Source organism: Shewanella psychrophila, assembly GCF_002005305.1.
Lineage (GTDB): Bacteria > Pseudomonadota > Gammaproteobacteria > Enterobacterales > Shewanellaceae > Shewanella > Shewanella psychrophila.
The window spans coordinates 2,017,006-2,035,226 of sequence record NZ_CP014782.1; the positions used below are offsets into that span (position 1 = coordinate 2,017,006).

Consider the following 18,221-nt stretch of genomic DNA (forward strand, 5'->3'; position numbering starts at 1 on the left):
CATGCATTTTCTACGACCTGAGTGGTTTTTCGCTCTATTGCCCCTAATTTTGCTCATTTTATTGCTGTGGCGCAGTGAACGAAAAAATTCGACATGGAATCGTTACATAGCCCCCCATCTAGCGACACTTTTAGTCACACAAACTAATGAGATAAAACGCAGTAAGTTATGGTATCTCGGATTAGCTTGGCTCGTGGCCGTGCTTGCCTTATCGGGACCCGCTTTCACTAAACAGTCTCTGCCGGTATTCGAAGCGGCTCAGGGCAGAGTGATCGTCATGGATATGTCTCTGTCTATGTACGCTACGGATCTGTCTCCCAATAGATTGTCACAAGCCAAGTTTAAAGCCACCGACCTTATCGGTGAACTTAAAGAGGGTGAGACCGGGCTTATCGCCTATGCTGGAGATGCATTTACCATCAGTCCCTTGACGCGAGATAGAGCTACCTTACTCAACTTACTGCCAACCTTATCACCGGATATCATGCCGGTTCGAGGCTCTAACTTAGTGGCAGCCCTAGAACAAGGAAAAAACTTACTCGCTCAAGGCGGGCACATACGCGGCGACATTTTACTTCTCACAGATGGCGTATCGACTACGCAGATGCGTGAAGCAAAGGCTGTCTTGAATAACACCCAATATCGATTAGCCATCATGGCTTTTGGCAGCGAGCAAGGCTCACCCATTCGCCTGCCAGATGGGCAGCTGCTCAGGGATAATGCCGACCAAGTTGTCGTCGCGAAGACGAACTACTCGTTGCTCAATGAGCTGGCACAAGCTTCAGATGGTGTATTAATTCCCTATAGAAGTGATGGTCAAGATCTCAAACAGATGCAAACCTGGTTATCGACAACTGGCGACACTAAGGCGACCGAACTCGATGGTGAGATCTGGCAAGATGCAGGCCCCTATATCGCGCTCTTACTCCTGCTTCCAGTATTGTTCAGTTTTAGGCACGGGTTAGTTGTAGCCCTTGCTCTCTTTATCATCTACATTCCAAATCCGGTTCATGCATCAACCTGGGACGACCTTTGGCAGACTCAAGATCAACAGGGAATGCAAGCCTATCAGACTGAAGATTATCAGCAGGCGTCAGAATCCTTTAAATCTCCTCAATGGCAAGCCAGCGCCCTATATAAGGCCGGAAAGTATGATGAGGCTCTGTCACTGTTCGAACAAGATAATTCCGCTAGCGGCTTGTACAATCAAGGCAACACCTTGATGCAGAAAAATAAATACGATGAGGCAATAAAACGTTATCAAGATGCATTAGCACAAGCACCTGAGTTAACAGCGGCAAAAGACAACCTCGAACTTGCCAAGAAATTAGAGCAACAGAAACAAGGTAGCCCAGATCAGGATAAGTCAGATCAAGACAAGTCGAAGCAAGACGATAAACAACAAAAACCTGATCCACAAGAAGACTCTGAGGGCGATGCCGACAAGGATTCAGAAAAAGATAAGCAGAAAAAACCAGATCAAGATGAGCAATCTCAATCCGATGAATCAAAGCAAGACAGTGGATCGGATAAAAATGATGCAGGCAATCAGAGCCCAGAAGATAAGAATAACGATTCTGAGATGCAAGCGGATCCGGACAAGCAGCAACCACAAGACAACTCACAAGCAGATTCTAAAAAAGATAAGCCAAAGAGTGATCAGAACAAACAAGCCGGCAGCGACGATAAGCAGCAAGAAGAGCAAGAGCAGCAGGCTGCTTCTCAAAATACTCAAGCAGCCGATGAAAATTCAGAAGATGCCCAAGCAAAGGCCCAAGCTACTCAAATGCAAGAAGGGCCAGAGGAGCTTCCTCCAGAGATGGAGCGAGCGCTAAGAGGTTTGGTCGATGACCCTCAAGTTTTACTGAGAAATAAGATGCAACTCGAATATCAAAAACGTGCAAGACAAAATACCAACTCTAAGGATCAGCAGCAATGGTAGTTTCCAGACGTTTATTACTAGCCTTAGTGACGCTAGTTTTCTCCATCCCCACTTTTGCCATTAGCCAGCTGGAAACCTCTGTCGATAGAAATCCTGCCGTTGAAAAAGAATACTTAGTACTGACCATCAGTGCCGACGATGATGTCAAAACCGGAGACTTAGATACATCCGCTCTGCTCAAAGACTTCATCGTGGGACGCACCAGTGTCAGTCGTAGCACTCAGATAGTTAATTTTGACTCGAAAAAGCAAACTCGTTGGCAAATCCTCCTAGCACCTAAACACGCAGGAACTCTTGTTATTCCATCTTTGAGCATAGACGGAGTCAAATCTACACCGATTAAACTGAATGTCGTGGCTTCAGGCAGTCAAGCTACACAAATGAAGAACTTGTTTATACGCACCAGCTTATCCACTGAAGAAGCTTATGTAGGACAACTCATTACCTATAAAGTAAAATTATTCTTAGCGGTTGATCTTCAGCGAGGCGTATTAAGTGCCCCTAACTTAGACGGTGCACAAATCAAGCAACTGGGTGAAGATGTCGATAAAACAGAAATTTTCAACGGTCGCCGCTATCGTGTCATTGAGCGTACTTACGGCATCATTGCCGATCAACCAGGAGAACTGACCATAGACGGCACAGGTTTTTCAGGTGATGTCCTCATACAAGGCTCTCGTCGAGGAGGCATGTTCTCTTTCAATGAAAGCCGGCCCATGGAAGCCAGAGCCGCAAAGTCTATCTTACTGATTAACCCTATCCCCAATGAGTATCACGGCGAGTGGTTAGTGTCAGATTTGGTCGCTCTGAATGAAGACTGGCCGGAAGAGACTCAGGAATATCAAGTCGGCAACCCTATCACCCGCACCATTAGTTTACTGGCATCAAATACTGATGAGACTAGCTTACCTGAGATTCTGATACCTGTACCCCAAGGCCTTAAAACCTACCCAGAGAAGCCGGTACGTAAAACATTCTTGCGAGATAAACAAATGGTGTCGCAGCTGACTCAAACCTTAGCCATAGTGCCAACCAAAGCCGGTGAATACACCTTGCCCGCTATTTCTGTGCCTTGGTGGAATCCTCACACCAAGCGTCAGGAGCAAGCGACGCTTCCCGCCAGAACCATCACAGTCATAGGCAGCGATGCACCAGAAGTGAGCCTGCCTCAGAACAATAATATAGCTGAAAACAATACATCGGGTTACTGGCCTTGGTTAAGCTTAATATTTGCCACCCTATGGTTAGCGACCTTAATGCTCTGGCAGAAGAGTCGTATCCAGATTAAAAGGATCACAACAGATCAGGCTGAATTGGCATTGGCCCAACATGTTACAGATGCAGTATCCAGCAAAGAGAGTTTTCCCCCTCAGGCCTCCCCTGTCCTAACGGCTAAACAACAAACGAATCTGTCTATGTTAGAAGCGGCCTGTAAAGAGGAAAACCCAGGAAAAGTTTTGACGGCGCTTCAAGCTCACTATGGTGAACAATATTCTCGTTCCATGAGCCTTGCCGATATTGCCGGATTATCCCTTGAATTAAACAAGGGAATTTCACAACTACAGATCAGCGCATTCAGCAAGGAGCAAACTCCTCTGGATTATCAAATGATCATCGAAGCAGTCAAGTCATCAACAACGAGTAAGGTTCAGCAGCAGACCTCTACACTGGTAGAACTCAATCCTAGCTAGGCCTCTCAACGTCTATGGCAAGAAGTTAACCTAATATTCTTTTATAGTTAACTTCTTGCCATTCCCTTCAAGCAGGTTAAGCTAGCCACTATTGTGGTAGTTAATCGAGCACTAATTTAAAAATGTTTAATCGCCTGCGAAATAAAAAACCCGATTCCTCGGTCAATTCTGACATGCTAAGTAAACAAAGACGATACGATAGCCTTGTCAGGGCACTCCATGCCGATATCTTCCGCTATGCCTATTGGCTATGTGGGGATAAGCATATTGCGGAGGACATCACTCAGGAAACCTTCCTAAGGGCATGGCGCTCACTCGAGTCACTCAAGGATGATAAAGCCGCTAAAGCTTGGCTTATTACCATAGTGCGAAGAGAGAATGCCCGTCGATTCGAGAGGAAGCAATTTGATTACTCTGATGTCGAGCAGGAGCAACTGGAAGATCATATATCCAGTAGCACCGAAGATAACGCTGAACAGCACCTGATCCGCAGACAGATCTCAAAATTAGAGATCGAATACCGTGAACCATTAATTTTGCAAGTTATTGGTGGTTTCAGCGGCGAAGAGATTGCAGATATATTAAAGCTCAATCGTAATACCGTGATGACTCGGCTCTTTCGAGCCAGAAATCAGTTAAAAGAGTTAATAGAACAACCACAAGTAAGAGGTCAATCCAATGGATGAGCTGAAGTTTAGACGCCAGGCCTATGGAGAGCCAAACTGTCAGGACGATGATTTTTTAGCGGCCATGCAAGCCGCTCCTGAACGCGAAGCTTTCGTCAATGATTTAAAGAAGCTCGACAGCAAGCTTGAGCGCGCCTTAAAAATTGATGTCCCTGAAGATTTAGCAGCTAAGTTACTGCTTAACCAACAGCTGCATCAACATCAGACACAGAGGCGTAAATCAGGTTTTACTCTGGCGCTTGTTGCATCAATTGCTTTTATCGCAGGAATAAGTTTCACCCTACTGAGGATGGCCCCTGTTGATTTAGGACAGCATGCCCTCGCACATGTATATCACGAAACGAATGCACTGACCGTAGATCAAAATATCAGCTTTCAGGATGTCAATTTTCAATTGGCCTCTCTGGGCACACTCGGCAATGCGAAGTTCACTCAACAGCCAGGTAAAGTCTATTACAGTACTTTTTGTGACTTTCAGGGCGTAAGAAGCTTACACCTTGTAGTGCAGGGAGAGCATAGCAAGGTGACTCTTTTTATCGTCCCTATTGAGGAGCGCATGGTGCTCGAACAAGCCTTTGCCGATAATAAGTACAAAGGACGAGGTTTCACAACCGACAACGCCTACATGTTGCTAGTCGGTGAAGAAAATGCAGACCTTAGTTACGTAAAAAAAGAAATTCAACAAATCTTCATCTAACCTCGTAACATCCTGTGGTGACATCAGGCCACCACAGGACCGATGAGCTTCACATTTCCAATCAATATTGAGCTTCACATCTAACATCTGCTAGCATGTCGCCCACATTTAAAAATAAAAATTAATGGCATAAGCATGAATATTGAATTACCTATATTAATCACTTTCATCGGCTACCTCTCCCTAATGATGGGGATCGGCCTATGGGCTTATAAAGCAACAGACTCAGTTGACGACTATATTTTAGGTGGCAGAGGCATGGGACCGGCCGTCACCGCATTGAGTGTTGGTGCATCAGACATGTCAGGCTGGCTACTGCTAGGTCTGCCCGGTGCTGTTTACTTGGGTGGACTCGGTGAAGCCTGGATCGGTATAGGTCTGGTCTTCGGCGCTTGGTTAAACTGGCTATTCGTCGCAAAACGTCTTCGTATATACACTGAGTTTACCGATAACGCGCTTACCCTACCCGACTTCTTCGAGAAACGCTTCGAAGACACCAAAGGCTTACTCAAGTTGGTTTCGGCGGTTACGATTCTCATTTTCTTCACCTTCTATGCTTCATCTGGCATGGTAGGCGGTGCAATACTGTTTGAAAAAGTCTTCGGTCTGGATTATACCTTAGCCTTGATTATCGGCTCGACCATTATCGTCGCATACACTTTTGTCGGTGGATTTTTTGCCGTCAGCTGGACCGATTTCTTCCAGGGCTGTTTGATGTTGGTTGCCCTATTAATCGTCCCAGTCGCTATCTTCAGTCAGCCTGAAACCCAAGACGGTTTAGCTAATATCGATCCGGCTATGTTGTCTATGTTTCATGAAAATACCACCTTCATCGGCTTAATCTCACTTCTCGCATGGGGCTTAGGTTATTTCGGCCAACCTCATATTCTGTCTCGATTCATGGCCATCAAGAGTGCTGATGATATTCCGGTATCACGTCGCATCGCCATGAGCTGGATGGTAATCGCCCTCATAGGTGCATTGGCAACGGGTATAGCCGGTAGTTTGTACTTCGCAAACGATCCATTGGCCAATCCTGAGACCGTTTTCATCCATCTGGCACACGCGGCATTTAATCCATGGATCGGCGGACTGCTTATTGCCGCGATTTTATCGGCCATCATGAGTACCATCGATTCACAGCTCTTGGTCTGCTCTAGTGTTATCACTGAAGATTTCTATAAGAAGTGGTTACGCCCACAAGCCAGCAGCAAAGAGTTAATGTTAGTGGGCCGTATCGGCGTACTCGCGATTGCCATTATCGCGGGTATTGTTGCACTCAACCCAGAAAGCAGCGTACTTGGACTAGTCAGTTATGCATGGGCAGGTTTTGGCGCAGCATTTGGTCCTGTAGTGTTGCTCTCGCTATTCTGGAGTGCTTACAGCCGAAATGGTGCGGTAGCAACTATCATAGTCGGTGCGTTCACGGTTGTGATTTGGAAACAGCTTTCTGGTGGTATCTTCGATATCTATGAAATCTTACCAGGCTTCATTTTAGCAACCCTTTCAGGCGTGATTGTGAGTAAAATATCAGCCCCTTCTGATAGGATTAAAGACCAGTTTAGAGTATTTACTTCAAAACTATAATCACTAATAATAAGGCCTTAGGGTCTTAAAAACCAAAAATAGCGTACAGGTGTACGCTATTTTTATTATTTATTTTCACCCCCATCTTTCACAAGCCCGCAACTTAAATTCAAATCAAGTAAAAGCCTTGATACGCCTCGCGATGGGCGCTCCAGCTCACGGTTAAAATACACACACATCATTAGCCTTAAAACCACTGATTTAATTAACAAAAATGCAACCAGCATTTACAACTGGTCGGAGTTGTTGACAGATAAGACCAACCCTAAGATGCACTGGTCTAACAAGTTGACTCGCATCAAACAATAAAAAGCAGATAAAGCTGAGTTTGAATTCCCGGGCCTAAAATTAAAGAGATGATAATGATGAAAAACTTTAACAAGACTCTATTAGCTATCGCCGTTACGCTTGCAAGTACACAAGCTATGGCCGCAGGTTTTCAATTAAACAGCCAATCAGCTACGGGTATTGGCCGTGCTTTCGCTGGTGACGCCGTCATCGCTGATAACGCTTCTGTGCTATCTCGTAACCCGGCCGCCATGGCGTTGTTCGATGAGAAGCAACTCTCTATGGGTCTGACTTACGCCGATGTAGAAGTACAGGTTAATGATGTTACTCATGGCGGTACAGGTCTGGTCTATGGTTCTGTCGATGATGCGGCAGAGGCTAAGATCATCCCTAACTTTTACTATATCAATCCAGTAAACGACAAATTCGCATACGGCGTCGCTATGTTCAGTAACTTCGGTACAGGTACCGATACAACGGAACTGTCTAACAACATCATTGGTGGCGGACAAATACCAGCTCCAATCGATCTGCTTGGAAAAACTGAAGTCACCACAATCAACTTCAACCTAAGCGCATCATACCGCTTCAACGAACATTTCAGCGTCGGTGCCGGTGTCGATGTTATTTATGGTGAAGGCACCCTGACTCGTGGCGGTGCTGTACCAACTGGCGGAGATCCGGTACATATGGATCTCGTCGATGTTGATGCCGATGGCGTCGCATTTGGCGGTATCGTCGGTGCAGTTTATGAAATCAATGCTGATAACCGTTTCGGCATCAGTTATCGTTTCAGTCCAGAAATGAGTGCTGATGGCACAGTGAACTACGGTGGAATTGACTATGAAGAGATCAATATCCCGATGCCTGATATTTTCCAGGTTGCAGGCTTCCACCAGCTCACTGACAAGTTTGCCGTTCACTACACGGCTCAACTAAGTACATGGGGCGATTTTGATGAAATTTCAGTTTCGGACCCAGGTGATGTTCAACTTAAACATTACGCATGGGATGACTCTTGGTTATTCAGCGTCGGTGGTACTTACACACTGAATGATACCTGGACACTTCGTGCCGGTTACATGCATGACCAAGGTGTCGTCGGCGAGCTCAGCTCTATCTCTATCCCGGACTCAGATCGTAACTGGTATACAGCGGGTGCAACTTACAACCTGTCTAAACACACCAGCCTAGACTTCGGCATAGCATTTGTCCGCGGTGAAGATGTATCACTGACAGAAATGAGTGCACTAGTAAATGATATTCATGCCAACACTCGCTCTGATGCGACTTACTACTCTATGCAGTACAACTACAAGTTCTAAATTTATTTAGTCCTTGCTAGTCATAAAAAGCCGCACTCAGTGCGGCTTTTTGCTACCTGAAAAAAATCTTCACTCCTTCCACTTATTAAAAGATCTTAACTAGATCGAAAGAGCAAAAAAAACTATATTACGCCTTCAGATTTATGCCCAAAGGATTGATTTAACCATGAACAAAAACAACACAATAAGTGCACTGATATTAGGCTCCCTACTCTGCCTTGGACTGGCACTGTTAGGCTATGGCATAGGACACAGCCTGATTGAAATGAAATCCATGGAGAGAACGGTTACCGTCAAGGGGCTTGCCGAACAGGAAGTAAAAGCCAATATCGCTATTTGGCCAATTCGCTTTACCGAAGTCGACAATGATCTCACGACCTTATATCAGACGGTACAAACTCAGACAGACAAGGTGATCTCCTTCCTATTGAAACAAGGTTTTACTGTCGATGAAATATCAAGTTCTCTGCCCTCTATCGAAGACAGGCAAGCACAAGGATATGTTGACCCCAATGTAAAATATCGCTACGCGGCTAAAGTGACTATCTCTATTTATACTAAGCGGGTCGATCTACTCTTAGAAAGCAGACAAAATATGCTCGAGCTAGCCAAAGAAGGCATTGCTATCTCCAGTCAAGATTACAACAGCAGAACAGAGTTTCTCTTCACTGAGCTCAACTCCGTCAAGCCCACTATGGTGCAAGCCGCTACGACCAATGCCAGACAAATAGCCGATAAGTTTGCCCAAGACTCAGATTCTGTACTCGGCAAGATAAAAAGTGCCTCACAGGGCCAATTCAGCATATCCGATAGGGACAGTAATACTCCTTATATCAAACGTGTAAGAGTTGTCTCTACCTTGACGTATTACCTCAAGGATTAGCTCGAATTGGACAAGGAAGCATGGGGGATACATTTACCCCATGTAACCCGAACGCTATACTGATTAATGAAGCCTTAGATTGCTAAAATCCCCTGTCATGCTTAATGCTTCAGAATACGCTCACGCTTATAAGTGTGAGCGTAGAGTCTAATCAGGCACATTCATAAATATAAGGAATATAAAGTGAATAATCAGATAAATGCCGCACACAGAAGTATGAAAAATCGCAGCTTTATAGTCATCTTTACGTTACTTAGCCTCTTAGTGAGCCAATTCGCTTTGGCGGCAGATAAAGACCCGAAAGTCACCTGGGATAAAATAGATGCGGGAGCCACAGTGATCGATGTTAGAACGGCTGAAGAATTCGCAGCGGGACATCTAGATAACGCAATCAACATTCCTTTCGAAGAGATAGCCGCTGAAATCAAAAAACTCGATATAGCCAAGGATACCCAAATTGTGCTCTATTGTCGCAGTGGTAGACGTAGTGGCATCGCTTTCGATACCTTAGTTTCTGAAGGCTACACTAATAGCTACAATGGCGGCGGATTCGAAACCTTAAGTCAATTCAAAAAAGCTCAAAAACAAACCTTCAGGGATAACTCGGACAACAAGTGCCGAGTTATCCCCTGAACTCAAATTTTCCTCCCACAACAATCAAGCACGATCCCTTAAAGCATTCAATCCCGCTAATTATTTCAAGAAGATAAGTATTTTCCCTAGTGCAACACATTAATTTTTAGAGTTAAAACCCTACCCCTTACATTAGAGTATTACTTTTAAGAATAAGTTATAACCACAAACCAATTTATACATTACCTGTATTAATTCATTAGCTTACCTTAAAAAAATTCGATTCATAATTCATATCCACCAAAAAGTCATATTGCATACAAAACACTATGAAATATTAAATTACGCATATCGATGCGAATCCCTCCACGACTTACTGACAATAAATGCGTTTTAAACGCAATAATTATGCAGTAAAGATTTCATTACTCTCCCCTCCTTAAAGAACACCATACAGTTAACGTTAATTTTACATTTTAATTACATGCAGTTACATTCACTCTCGAGTAACAGGTTTATTTTAGTTTCGACTAAAAAACCATCTAATAATAATGATTAATGCTAATTAACATGGAAGACAATTATGACAATAAGCAAAACAACATCTGTTGCACTCAGCTTATCAGCCTTGGCTATCGCCATTTCAGCGAATGTACAAGCGGCGCCGACCTTTACCCCGGGGCTTCAATCAAGCGCAGCTGATTTTCAACAACACTCTCCGCTACCAAAGCGCTATATAGTAAAGTTTAGAAATGCTCAGGCAGCTTCAAGCTTTCAATCAGCAAGCGATGAAATGGGCGCAATGAGCTATGTACCTAGAACCAACGAGGTCTTCTCGCATCACAGAACACTCAATAGCGTTTCAGCGAAAGAAATGAAACGAATTGGTCGCAGTAACAGCTATACAGCTAAACTTGACTCTAAGAGCATTCAATCCCTTCGCCTTCGTTCAGATGTTGATTATGTTGAAGAAGACATGCCTAGGCAGCTACTGAGTGAAACAACACCTTGGGGTCAAACCTATGTAGGTGCAACTAGCTTGAGTGACTCAATGGCAGGTAATCGCACTATCTGTATTATCGATTCAGGCTACGATCGCGATCATAGCGACTTGAGTGGCAATAATGTCACAGGTACCAATAATTCGGGTACTGGTAACTGGTTCGATCCTGGTAACAACAATGCTCATGGTTCCCATGTGGCAGGCACTATTGCTGCCATCGCCAACAACTCCGGGGTTGTCGGTGTGATGCCTAACCAGACTGCTAACATTCATGTTATCAAGGTATTTAATGAAGCAGGTTGGGGTTACTCTTCATCTTTGGTCTCAGCCATAGATACCTGTGTCACCAATGGCTCAAACGTCGTCACTATGTCTTTGGGTGGCAGTAGCTCAAGCACCACAGAAAAAAATGCCATGACGGCTCATGCAAATAATGGCGTACTATTAATTGCCGCAGCGGGTAACGCTGGTGATAGCACTCACAGCTACCCAGCATCTTATGATGCGGTAATGTCTGTAGCAGCCGTTGATAACAACAAAGATCACGCTGCATTTTCCCAATACACCAATCAAGTTGAGATTTCTGGCCCCGGTGAAGCAATTCTATCCACGGTGACATTGGGTGAAGGACGTTTAGCCGACATTACCATTGATGGCCAATCTTACTTTGATAACGGTGTTGTACCACACAATCGTTATGTAAAGTCGGGCACCAACCATATTGGAACCCCAATCAACGGCACTGTAACGGGTGAACTAGCAGAGTGTACTGTCTCTGGTAGCAGCTTTAACTGTGGCGATATGACCGCTAAGGTTTGTTTGGTCGAACGTGTCGGTAATCAAGGTGCAAGCTACCCTGAGATAGATGCAGTTAAAGCCTGTAACTCGGCGGGTGCAAGTGCGGTTATCGTCTATGGCAATACCGCGCTTCCAGGCCTTCAAAACCCTTTCCTTGTGGATACTAATAACGAAGCACCACTGGTTTCTGTATCAGTTGATCGCGCAACGGGTCAGGCACTTCAAGGGCAAGTAGGTGCCAGTGTGACTGTCGCTAATACGGCAAACGAAGATTACGAATACTATAATGGTACTTCGATGGCTACCCCTCATGTCTCGGGTGTTGCCACTTTAGTCTGGAGCTATCATACAGACTGTAGTGCCGGCCAAATCCGTAATGCATTGAAAGCCACCGCAGAAGATCTCGATGTTGCTGGCCGTGATGATAAGACTGGTTATGGCCTTATCGATGCGGTGGCAGCTAACACCTACCTGGATGCCTCTTGTGACGGTCCTACCGATCCGGGAACAGGTCCTGGAGAGTCGGTACTTGAAAATGGTGTAGCTAAAAACAGCTTAGCTGCAGCTAAGAATGACGAACTTCACTTCTCACTCGATGTTCCTGCAGATGCAACAGACTTGAGCTTTACCATGAGTGGCGGCAGCGGCGATGCGGATCTGTATGTACAATACGCAGCGGCGCCCACCACAGGCAGCTATGATTGTCGCCCCTGGAAAGGTGGCAACAGTGAGTCTTGCCCTATCAGCAATGTACAAACAGGTACTTACTACGTGATGATTCAGGGTTACAGTGACTTCACCGGAGTTAGCTTAGTGGCTAATTTCACTGAATCGACTGGCGGCGGTAATACAGGTGGCCCCGCAACCTACAGCAACAATAACAGCTACTCAATTCCTGATAACAGCTCAGTGGGTATCACTAGTCCGATATCAGCCACTCGAACTGGTGATTCTGGAACTGTGACAGTGAACGTGAACATCAGTCACACCTACATTGGCGATCTGCAAGTTGAGCTGCACAGCCCATCGGGTCAAGTTGCTATCTTACATGATAATGCTGGCGGTAGTTCAAACGACATAGTCAAGAGCTACACCGCCGATATGGCAGGTGTAGAATCTGCAGGTGACTGGACACTAAAAGCAGTCGACAGTGCTCGCCAGGATACAGGCAGTATCAACAGCTGGGAGTTGACTTTCCAGTAAGTCTGTTCTCCTTTATAAGTTTTTATGAGGGCGCATGCGCCCTCTTTTCCTCCCCAATAACGCCTCCCCTATTCAATCTTGCTCGTTAACTGATATAATTAATTCAATATCAATTAATCTAATGAACTCATGACCCAAGTAAACAATCCACTACATGGTATCAAGCTAGAAGACCTACTCACTGACTTAGTCGAACATTATGGCTGGGAAGAGCTAGGCGCTCGCATCGATGTTCGTTGCTTTAATCATGATCCAAGTATTAAATCCAGCTTGCGCTTCCTGCGTAAGACTCTTTGGGCGAGAGAAAAGGTTGAATATCTTTATCTTAAGATGAATAAATTACCTTTACCAGCAAGAAAGCCCAAAGATGACCACTACCAAGCCAGTGATAAGAGCTTACGCGCAGCCAGTGACAGATCAAATGCTAAATCTGATAAGCATAGCGATGATGACAAACAGCTCAATTCAAATATCTGGGGAAGTTAACACTTTCAATTAATCATAAAAAAAGCCGGATAGACCATAGCGTCTATCCGGCTTTTCTATGTCAATAATACTGATTGGTACTAACCTTTAAGCGGGTAATCCTTACCATCTTTCGCCGTAAAAAGTTGCGAGGCTTGTGAGCCTTCAATATTTCGCTTCTCTTCAATATTAAGCAAGCTAATCCAGTACTCATGCCCTTCTAATCTGACATCATCTATGTGGGCCTGATCTTTATTACCCGTTTTCCCGCCGCGATCGAAGCTCAGTTCCACATGGGTGCCATTACTGTTAAGCAAGATAGCTTCAGGTTCACTCTTATGGCCGTTTAACGCGACAAATTGCCCTGAATCTTTCAAACCTGTATGGGTTCCGTCGGTAAAAAACATCAAGAGTTGCTGGTAATAAACGACGTAACTGCACACCTCTTTATGGGAACCGTTAGCTAATGGAAATGTGTTATCCAGAAACTGCTTGGCATTTGCCATTGTGTCAGTATCTGTGACTGCTTCTGCAGTTTTCACATTGACAATTCCGGCATTGATAAGGTTTGTAAAGTTCTGCTCGCCATACTCATTACTGATAGTTGATATATCCATAGCCTTATCCTCTCAAATCAATCTCGGGTTATTTTCCATTATTAACAAACGACTAGAATTTTCCTGTTAAATTATCACGTAATTTTTCATTTATGTTTAACGTGAGTCACTCATATTCATTCTTTCTCGATTGCTTGATTTGTAGTCTAGCTAATTTTTCACTACAATTTCACAATTAAAATTTTACAGTGTGAATTTTACAAAATGAGAACAACAAAAAGCTTAATGCGAAAATCACATTTTCTTGGTACTAAGATCCGCAACCTAAGAAAAAGAAACCATCTCACCATGGAAGATCTTTCGGCCCGCTGCGTGCGAGTCGACCCGGAATCCGCACCATCGGTATCATACCTATCCATGATAGAACGTGGTAAGCGAGTCCCCAGTGCTGGCATGTTAGCTGTTATCGCGGCAGTGTTTCAGAAAGAGGTAGATTGGTTTTTAGATGATGCACCGGAAGATCAAGCAATTACGCCAGAGAAAGGACGCCGTGGTGGTATAAACGGTATGGCACTGGAGCCAAGTTTCTTGTTTTCCAAAGATATATTACAGATAGCCATACCCGAAATGTTGTCACAAACAGGTATCACCGGACGACAGTTTGCCCATCTTTTGATCCGCGCCCATCAAGAACATCATCAGAATCACTTCCCAGATCTCGAACGTGCAGCCGAAGAGATAGGTCAAAAACGCCTACCACTCGCATTGGAAGATATTATGGATATCGCCAAGGGAATGGGGCTCAAGATAAAATGGGTCGACCGCGCCCCAAAGGATGTTACTGATGAGATGGGAGCAACATCCACTCAACTAGTGACCTCATTTTTTGAACCACCTTCAACCATCTATATCAATAAACACCTGAAAACGAATTCGACTCGACTCAAGTATGATCTGGCCGTACACATAGGTCACTGTGTATTACACAACAAGGATGGATTAAAGTCAGTACTCACCACAGGGCGGAGTCAGGTCAGCACTGAGATGGATAATGGCACACCACAGTCTTCTACAGTCAATGCACAAGATATTCTTCACGCCTGGCGTGATTTCGAATCCAGTTTCTTCGCCGGTGCCCTACTTTGCCCCAAAGTCCCCTTCAGACAGATGTTAGATCGCCATGGCTATGAGATTAATGTTCATGAGAAAGTGGGGGTCTCCGCATCGGTCGCCATGCGCCGTATGACGGTTGTCTCGCCCTATCCGCACTGGCACTATTTCGATGCCTATGCGCCGGGAAAATTAAAGGCCGTATATCGTGGCAATGGTATTCCCCTTCCCTGGGGAAACATGCGCTTAGTTCAAGACCCCTGTCAACATTGGGCTGTCTTTAGAAAAATCAATGAAGCCAGTGCTGGCTCATCTGCACAGTTGTCGATACTCGATGTCGATAATGAGCCTAGGATCTACAGCTGTGAATCGGTAAGAGTAAAGGATATGGCGGATAACAATCACGTACTCTGTGCTGGCATAGATCTTAACCCCGCTATCGATGCGCAAGGAGGAGACGCCAATGCATTAGCCTCTGAATTAAAACAAGCTTGCGTTAAACATGGTGGTGAAGCCGAGATCCCTAGGGCCATAAAGAAGAATTTGATGAGTGTGGCTAAAATTCTTAATATCAACTGGGTCGAGCGAGGCATAGATACTCAAGCCAGACTCATCTGCTCAAGAGGCGCTGTCTGTCCACGTCAGCCTACTTGTTATGAAGCAGGCAAGCCTCAATGTGAGTAGATAATTGAATTAATGAAACAAAGAGCCACAGAACACAATTACGGCTCTTTATTGTGATAATACCGATTGGTATAATTAAAACTAACAAACACGAGTTAGCTCAGATCTTAAACTGCTGTACTAAGCTGGCTAAATGTCGGGAAAGTTGCAACAAGTTTTCACTGGCCGACACGGTATTTTCTACGGCTTGAGTCGTTGAGATAGACCCATCACTGATTGACACTACATTTTGATTAATTTCAGCCGCCACTAGTGCCTGCTGCTCTGCAGAAGTATCGATCATGGCATTAAGCTCATTTATTTCGCTGATTTGATCTTCAATAGTCTTCAGGGCGGTACCGGCTTTTTCCGCTTGTTCAACAACAGATTTAGCATCCTCATCACCTTGGGACATGACGCTTACTGCTTGCTGAGTGCCTGACTGCAGGTTACTGATAATCTTATTTATCTCTTCTGTTGATTCATGAGTCCTTTTGGCTAATGTGCGTACCTCATCGGCAACGACGGCAAAACCTCGACCCGCTTCACCCGCCCTAGCCGCTTCAATCGCCGCATTGAGTGCCAGAAGATTAGTCTGCTCAGATATACCTCGAATAACATCCAGTACAGTCCCTATAACATTGCTGTCTTTCTCAACCCGAGCGATAGCCTGATTAGCATCTGAAATCATATTTGAGAGGCCTAAGGTTTGCTCTACCGAATTCTCTACCATTTTACGGCCATGGCTCGCAGCATCGGTCGCGTTAAGGGTCGCCTGCTTTGCATGCTCGGTATGTTGGGCCACTTCTTGTACCGTAGTGGCCATTTGATTTATTGCCGCAGCGACTTGCTCAGTCGATTGCTGCTGTAGCACCACTCCCTGCTTGGTCTCCTGCATTATGCTCACCAGTTCGGAAACCGCTGTATCGAGTTGCTGACAAGCATCGGTCACCTTGCTCACGATAGTGGAAAATTGCTCCATCATGCGGTTGAAAGCGACCCCTGTAACGCCAATTTCATCCATACTTCTCACTTCGAACCGGCTGGTCAGATCCGATTGTTTTTCGATGCGCTCAACGGTGCTTCGAAGCCGCTCTATGGGCGAACAAATCTCTCTACGCATCACATAGGTATAGATAATGCTCAATATAATAATGATGATAAGTAATATCAAAGACAGGGTGAACAATTCAGCAGTCTTATAAACTATGCTATCAGCCGCCTCCCTCACTTGATTACCGGAACGAGTCACTTCTAAATTGGCCGATTTGGCTTGCAGACTGACCTGTTCGAAATTTTTATCGGCAGTTTGTTGAAAATGTAATATCAACAGTTCTATATCCTCAGCCTGCTTTCTGCTACCAGCAATCAATGAGTTACCTTTAACTCGGTTGTCATCGACATAAGCATCTACAGCCTCAAGCATCACATCATAAAACGCCTGTGTTTTATCTGTGAGTATCTTAGCTAAGTCCCCATCTTGGGTCGCCAGCTCCGCAAGTTTGCTATTAAGGTTCTCCTGGGTGGTATTTGCCTGATCTTCCGCTTCATTTAACCAGCTAACCGACAAGTCCAATAGCCAAGCCCTCAGCTCCCGAAACTCTTTATCGATCTCACTGGCCAGTAAGTATTTATTACGCTCGTCTCTTTGTAGCAGCTGCATCTCTTCTTGGTGTTTAATCGCGCTAATCTGCTGCTCGACCAACTCTTGCTGTTCAACACTGATCGAAGAGATACTTTCAACCGTTGTCAGCACATAAATCAATGCAAAAGCCATTACAGCCGAAAAAACAAAGCTGCCTGCAACCAATTTGGTCGATATCGTCATATTTTTAAACATACCACTACTGCCTCTACTGGTAGATGACCAAACTGATCGCTCCACCTAACTCACCTAAAACACCTCCCTCTTTCTTACCACCGGTAATGTCCCTCTCTCCTTTTGGCATCCCATGACAACCTAAACATGACTTGCCATAGTATTCAGGCAAGATAAACCTAAATGCATCTTTCCCCTTGACCTTTGAGTCCTCAGAAAATGATGCACCTTTGGTATAATCGGCACTCTTAAACAGAGTTTCTATGACATTATTTTCCCATTTATCAGGTCTGTTAGCCCGGTTTCTCACATAACTCTTAGGCGCTGTAAGTTTGATTTTCATCTTTCCAGCCATGCTGGAACTGAATTTATTAGCCACCTGCCTAGCAAAAATTGCGGGTAAGAAACCTTTAAATCCCACGCCTTTCTCATTGATTAGATCTTGGTTTTCATCCATGACAGCCACCACCGCAGACAACATGGCACTCTGGGCGTCGGTAAGATTTTCTGTATCTAAGGGAGTACCACTAGCTTCAGCATAATTTACAAGAGCTTGCTCCCTGACCGATGCACCCGAAAATCCTTTATCACCTATGGAAGCATCGTTGATATGCTGTTGATTTTCTGAGATAACTTTCCTAGCTGCACGATAGAGCGTAGTAAGCTCTTGGCTTATCTCTGAATTTGAATTTGCCACTGCGACTTCGACGTCAGTAAAGAAAAGTAGGAAAACGCAGATTAATGACCCCAATACACGTGATGTGAACATGGCGACCGTCCTGTTAAAAGCGCTCCCCAGCCAAGTTAAAATCGACACTTAACTCAGTTCAGGGCAGCTGACTAAACATCTTTTAATTATAGTAACCATTCACTCAAGTGTTTGGTTTTTGACCACCTATTGGTTGTCTAAAAAGTAATAGAAATACCAAAG

14 protein-coding genes are annotated in these 18,221 nt (G+C 44.7%); 11 read left to right on the forward strand and 3 right to left on the reverse strand.

The window, feature by feature from the left end; all coding sequences use genetic code 11:
• The first annotated feature begins 1 nt into the window (after position 1).
• The 10 genes from sps_RS08810 (at position 2) to sps_RS08855 (ending at position 13,162) form a co-directional block, all read left to right on the forward strand.
• Complete coding sequence (locus tag sps_RS08810; protein ID WP_077752190.1) at positions 2-1,942, forward strand: vWA domain-containing protein; 1,941 nt, start codon at positions 2-4, stop codon at positions 1,940-1,942.
• Positions 1,936-3,633: a BatD family protein gene (locus sps_RS08815; protein ID WP_077752191.1), complete on the forward strand. Its 1,698-nt coding sequence runs from the start codon at positions 1,936-1,938 to the stop codon at positions 3,631-3,633. Before sps_RS08810 ends, sps_RS08815 begins: the two co-directional genes overlap by 7 nt.
• 122 nt (positions 3,634-3,755) lie before the next feature.
• Positions 3,756-4,319 (forward strand): sigma-70 family RNA polymerase sigma factor, encoded by a 564-nt coding sequence (locus tag sps_RS08820; RefSeq protein WP_077752192.1) that lies wholly within the window; start codon positions 3,756-3,758, stop codon positions 4,317-4,319.
• Complete coding sequence (locus sps_RS08825) at positions 4,312-5,016, forward strand: DUF3379 domain-containing protein (RefSeq protein ID WP_077752193.1); 705 nt, start codon at positions 4,312-4,314, stop codon at positions 5,014-5,016. Before sps_RS08820 ends, sps_RS08825 begins: the two co-directional genes overlap by 8 nt.
• A gap of 135 nt (positions 5,017-5,151) precedes the next feature.
• Positions 5,152-6,603, forward strand: a complete 1,452-nt coding sequence (gene putP / locus sps_RS08830) for a sodium/proline symporter PutP (RefSeq protein WP_077752194.1) — start codon at positions 5,152-5,154, stop codon at positions 6,601-6,603.
• Positions 6,604-6,968: 365 nt separating this feature from the next.
• A complete protein-coding gene (locus tag sps_RS08835; protein ID WP_077755614.1) occupies positions 6,969-8,216 on the forward strand; it encodes an OmpP1/FadL family transporter in 1,248 nt (415 codons plus the stop codon).
• A 166-nt stretch (positions 8,217-8,382) separates the two neighbouring features.
• Positions 8,383-9,099, forward strand: a complete 717-nt coding sequence (locus sps_RS08840) for an SIMPL domain-containing protein (RefSeq protein WP_077752195.1) — start codon at positions 8,383-8,385, stop codon at positions 9,097-9,099.
• Positions 9,100-9,315: 216 nt separating this feature from the next.
• Positions 9,316-9,732 carry a rhodanese-like domain-containing protein gene (locus sps_RS08845; RefSeq protein ID WP_077755615.1) on the forward strand — a complete coding sequence of 139 codons (417 nt, stop codon included), beginning with the start codon at positions 9,316-9,318 and terminating at the stop codon, positions 9,730-9,732.
• A 523-nt stretch (positions 9,733-10,255) separates the two neighbouring features.
• Entirely contained in the window at positions 10,256-12,676 is a 2,421-nt protein-coding gene (locus tag sps_RS08850; protein ID WP_077752196.1) for a S8 family serine peptidase, read from the forward strand.
• A gap of 129 nt (positions 12,677-12,805) precedes the next feature.
• The gene (locus sps_RS08855; RefSeq protein ID WP_077752197.1) at positions 12,806-13,162 is read left to right on the forward strand and encodes a VF530 family protein; all 357 of its coding nucleotides are present in this window, start codon (positions 12,806-12,808) and stop codon (positions 13,160-13,162) included.
• A gap of 80 nt (positions 13,163-13,242) precedes the next feature.
• Here the strand turns inward: sps_RS08855 and sps_RS08860 are convergent, their stop codons facing one another.
• Positions 13,243-13,758, reverse strand: coding sequence for an aldolase/citrate lyase/malate synthase family protein (locus sps_RS08860; RefSeq protein WP_077752198.1), 516 nt, complete (start codon positions 13,756-13,758; stop codon positions 13,243-13,245).
• Between the two features lie 204 nt (positions 13,759-13,962).
• Here sps_RS08860 and sps_RS08865 point away from each other — a divergent pair, with 204 nt between their 5' ends.
• Positions 13,963-15,492 carry a DUF3612 domain-containing protein gene (locus tag sps_RS08865; protein WP_077752199.1) on the forward strand — a complete coding sequence of 510 codons (1,530 nt, stop codon included), beginning with the start codon at positions 13,963-13,965 and terminating at the stop codon, positions 15,490-15,492.
• Between the two features lie 100 nt (positions 15,493-15,592).
• Here the strand turns inward: sps_RS08865 and sps_RS08870 are convergent, their stop codons facing one another.
• Positions 15,593-17,356 (reverse strand): methyl-accepting chemotaxis protein, encoded by a 1,764-nt coding sequence (locus tag sps_RS08870; protein WP_149027249.1) that lies wholly within the window; start codon positions 17,354-17,356, stop codon positions 15,593-15,595.
• Positions 17,325-18,059 (reverse strand): c-type heme family protein, encoded by a 735-nt coding sequence (locus sps_RS08875; protein WP_077752201.1) that lies wholly within the window; start codon positions 18,057-18,059, stop codon positions 17,325-17,327. The genes sps_RS08870 and sps_RS08875 overlap by 32 nt, the downstream gene beginning before the upstream one ends.
• Between the last annotated feature and the right edge of the window lie 162 nt (positions 18,060-18,221).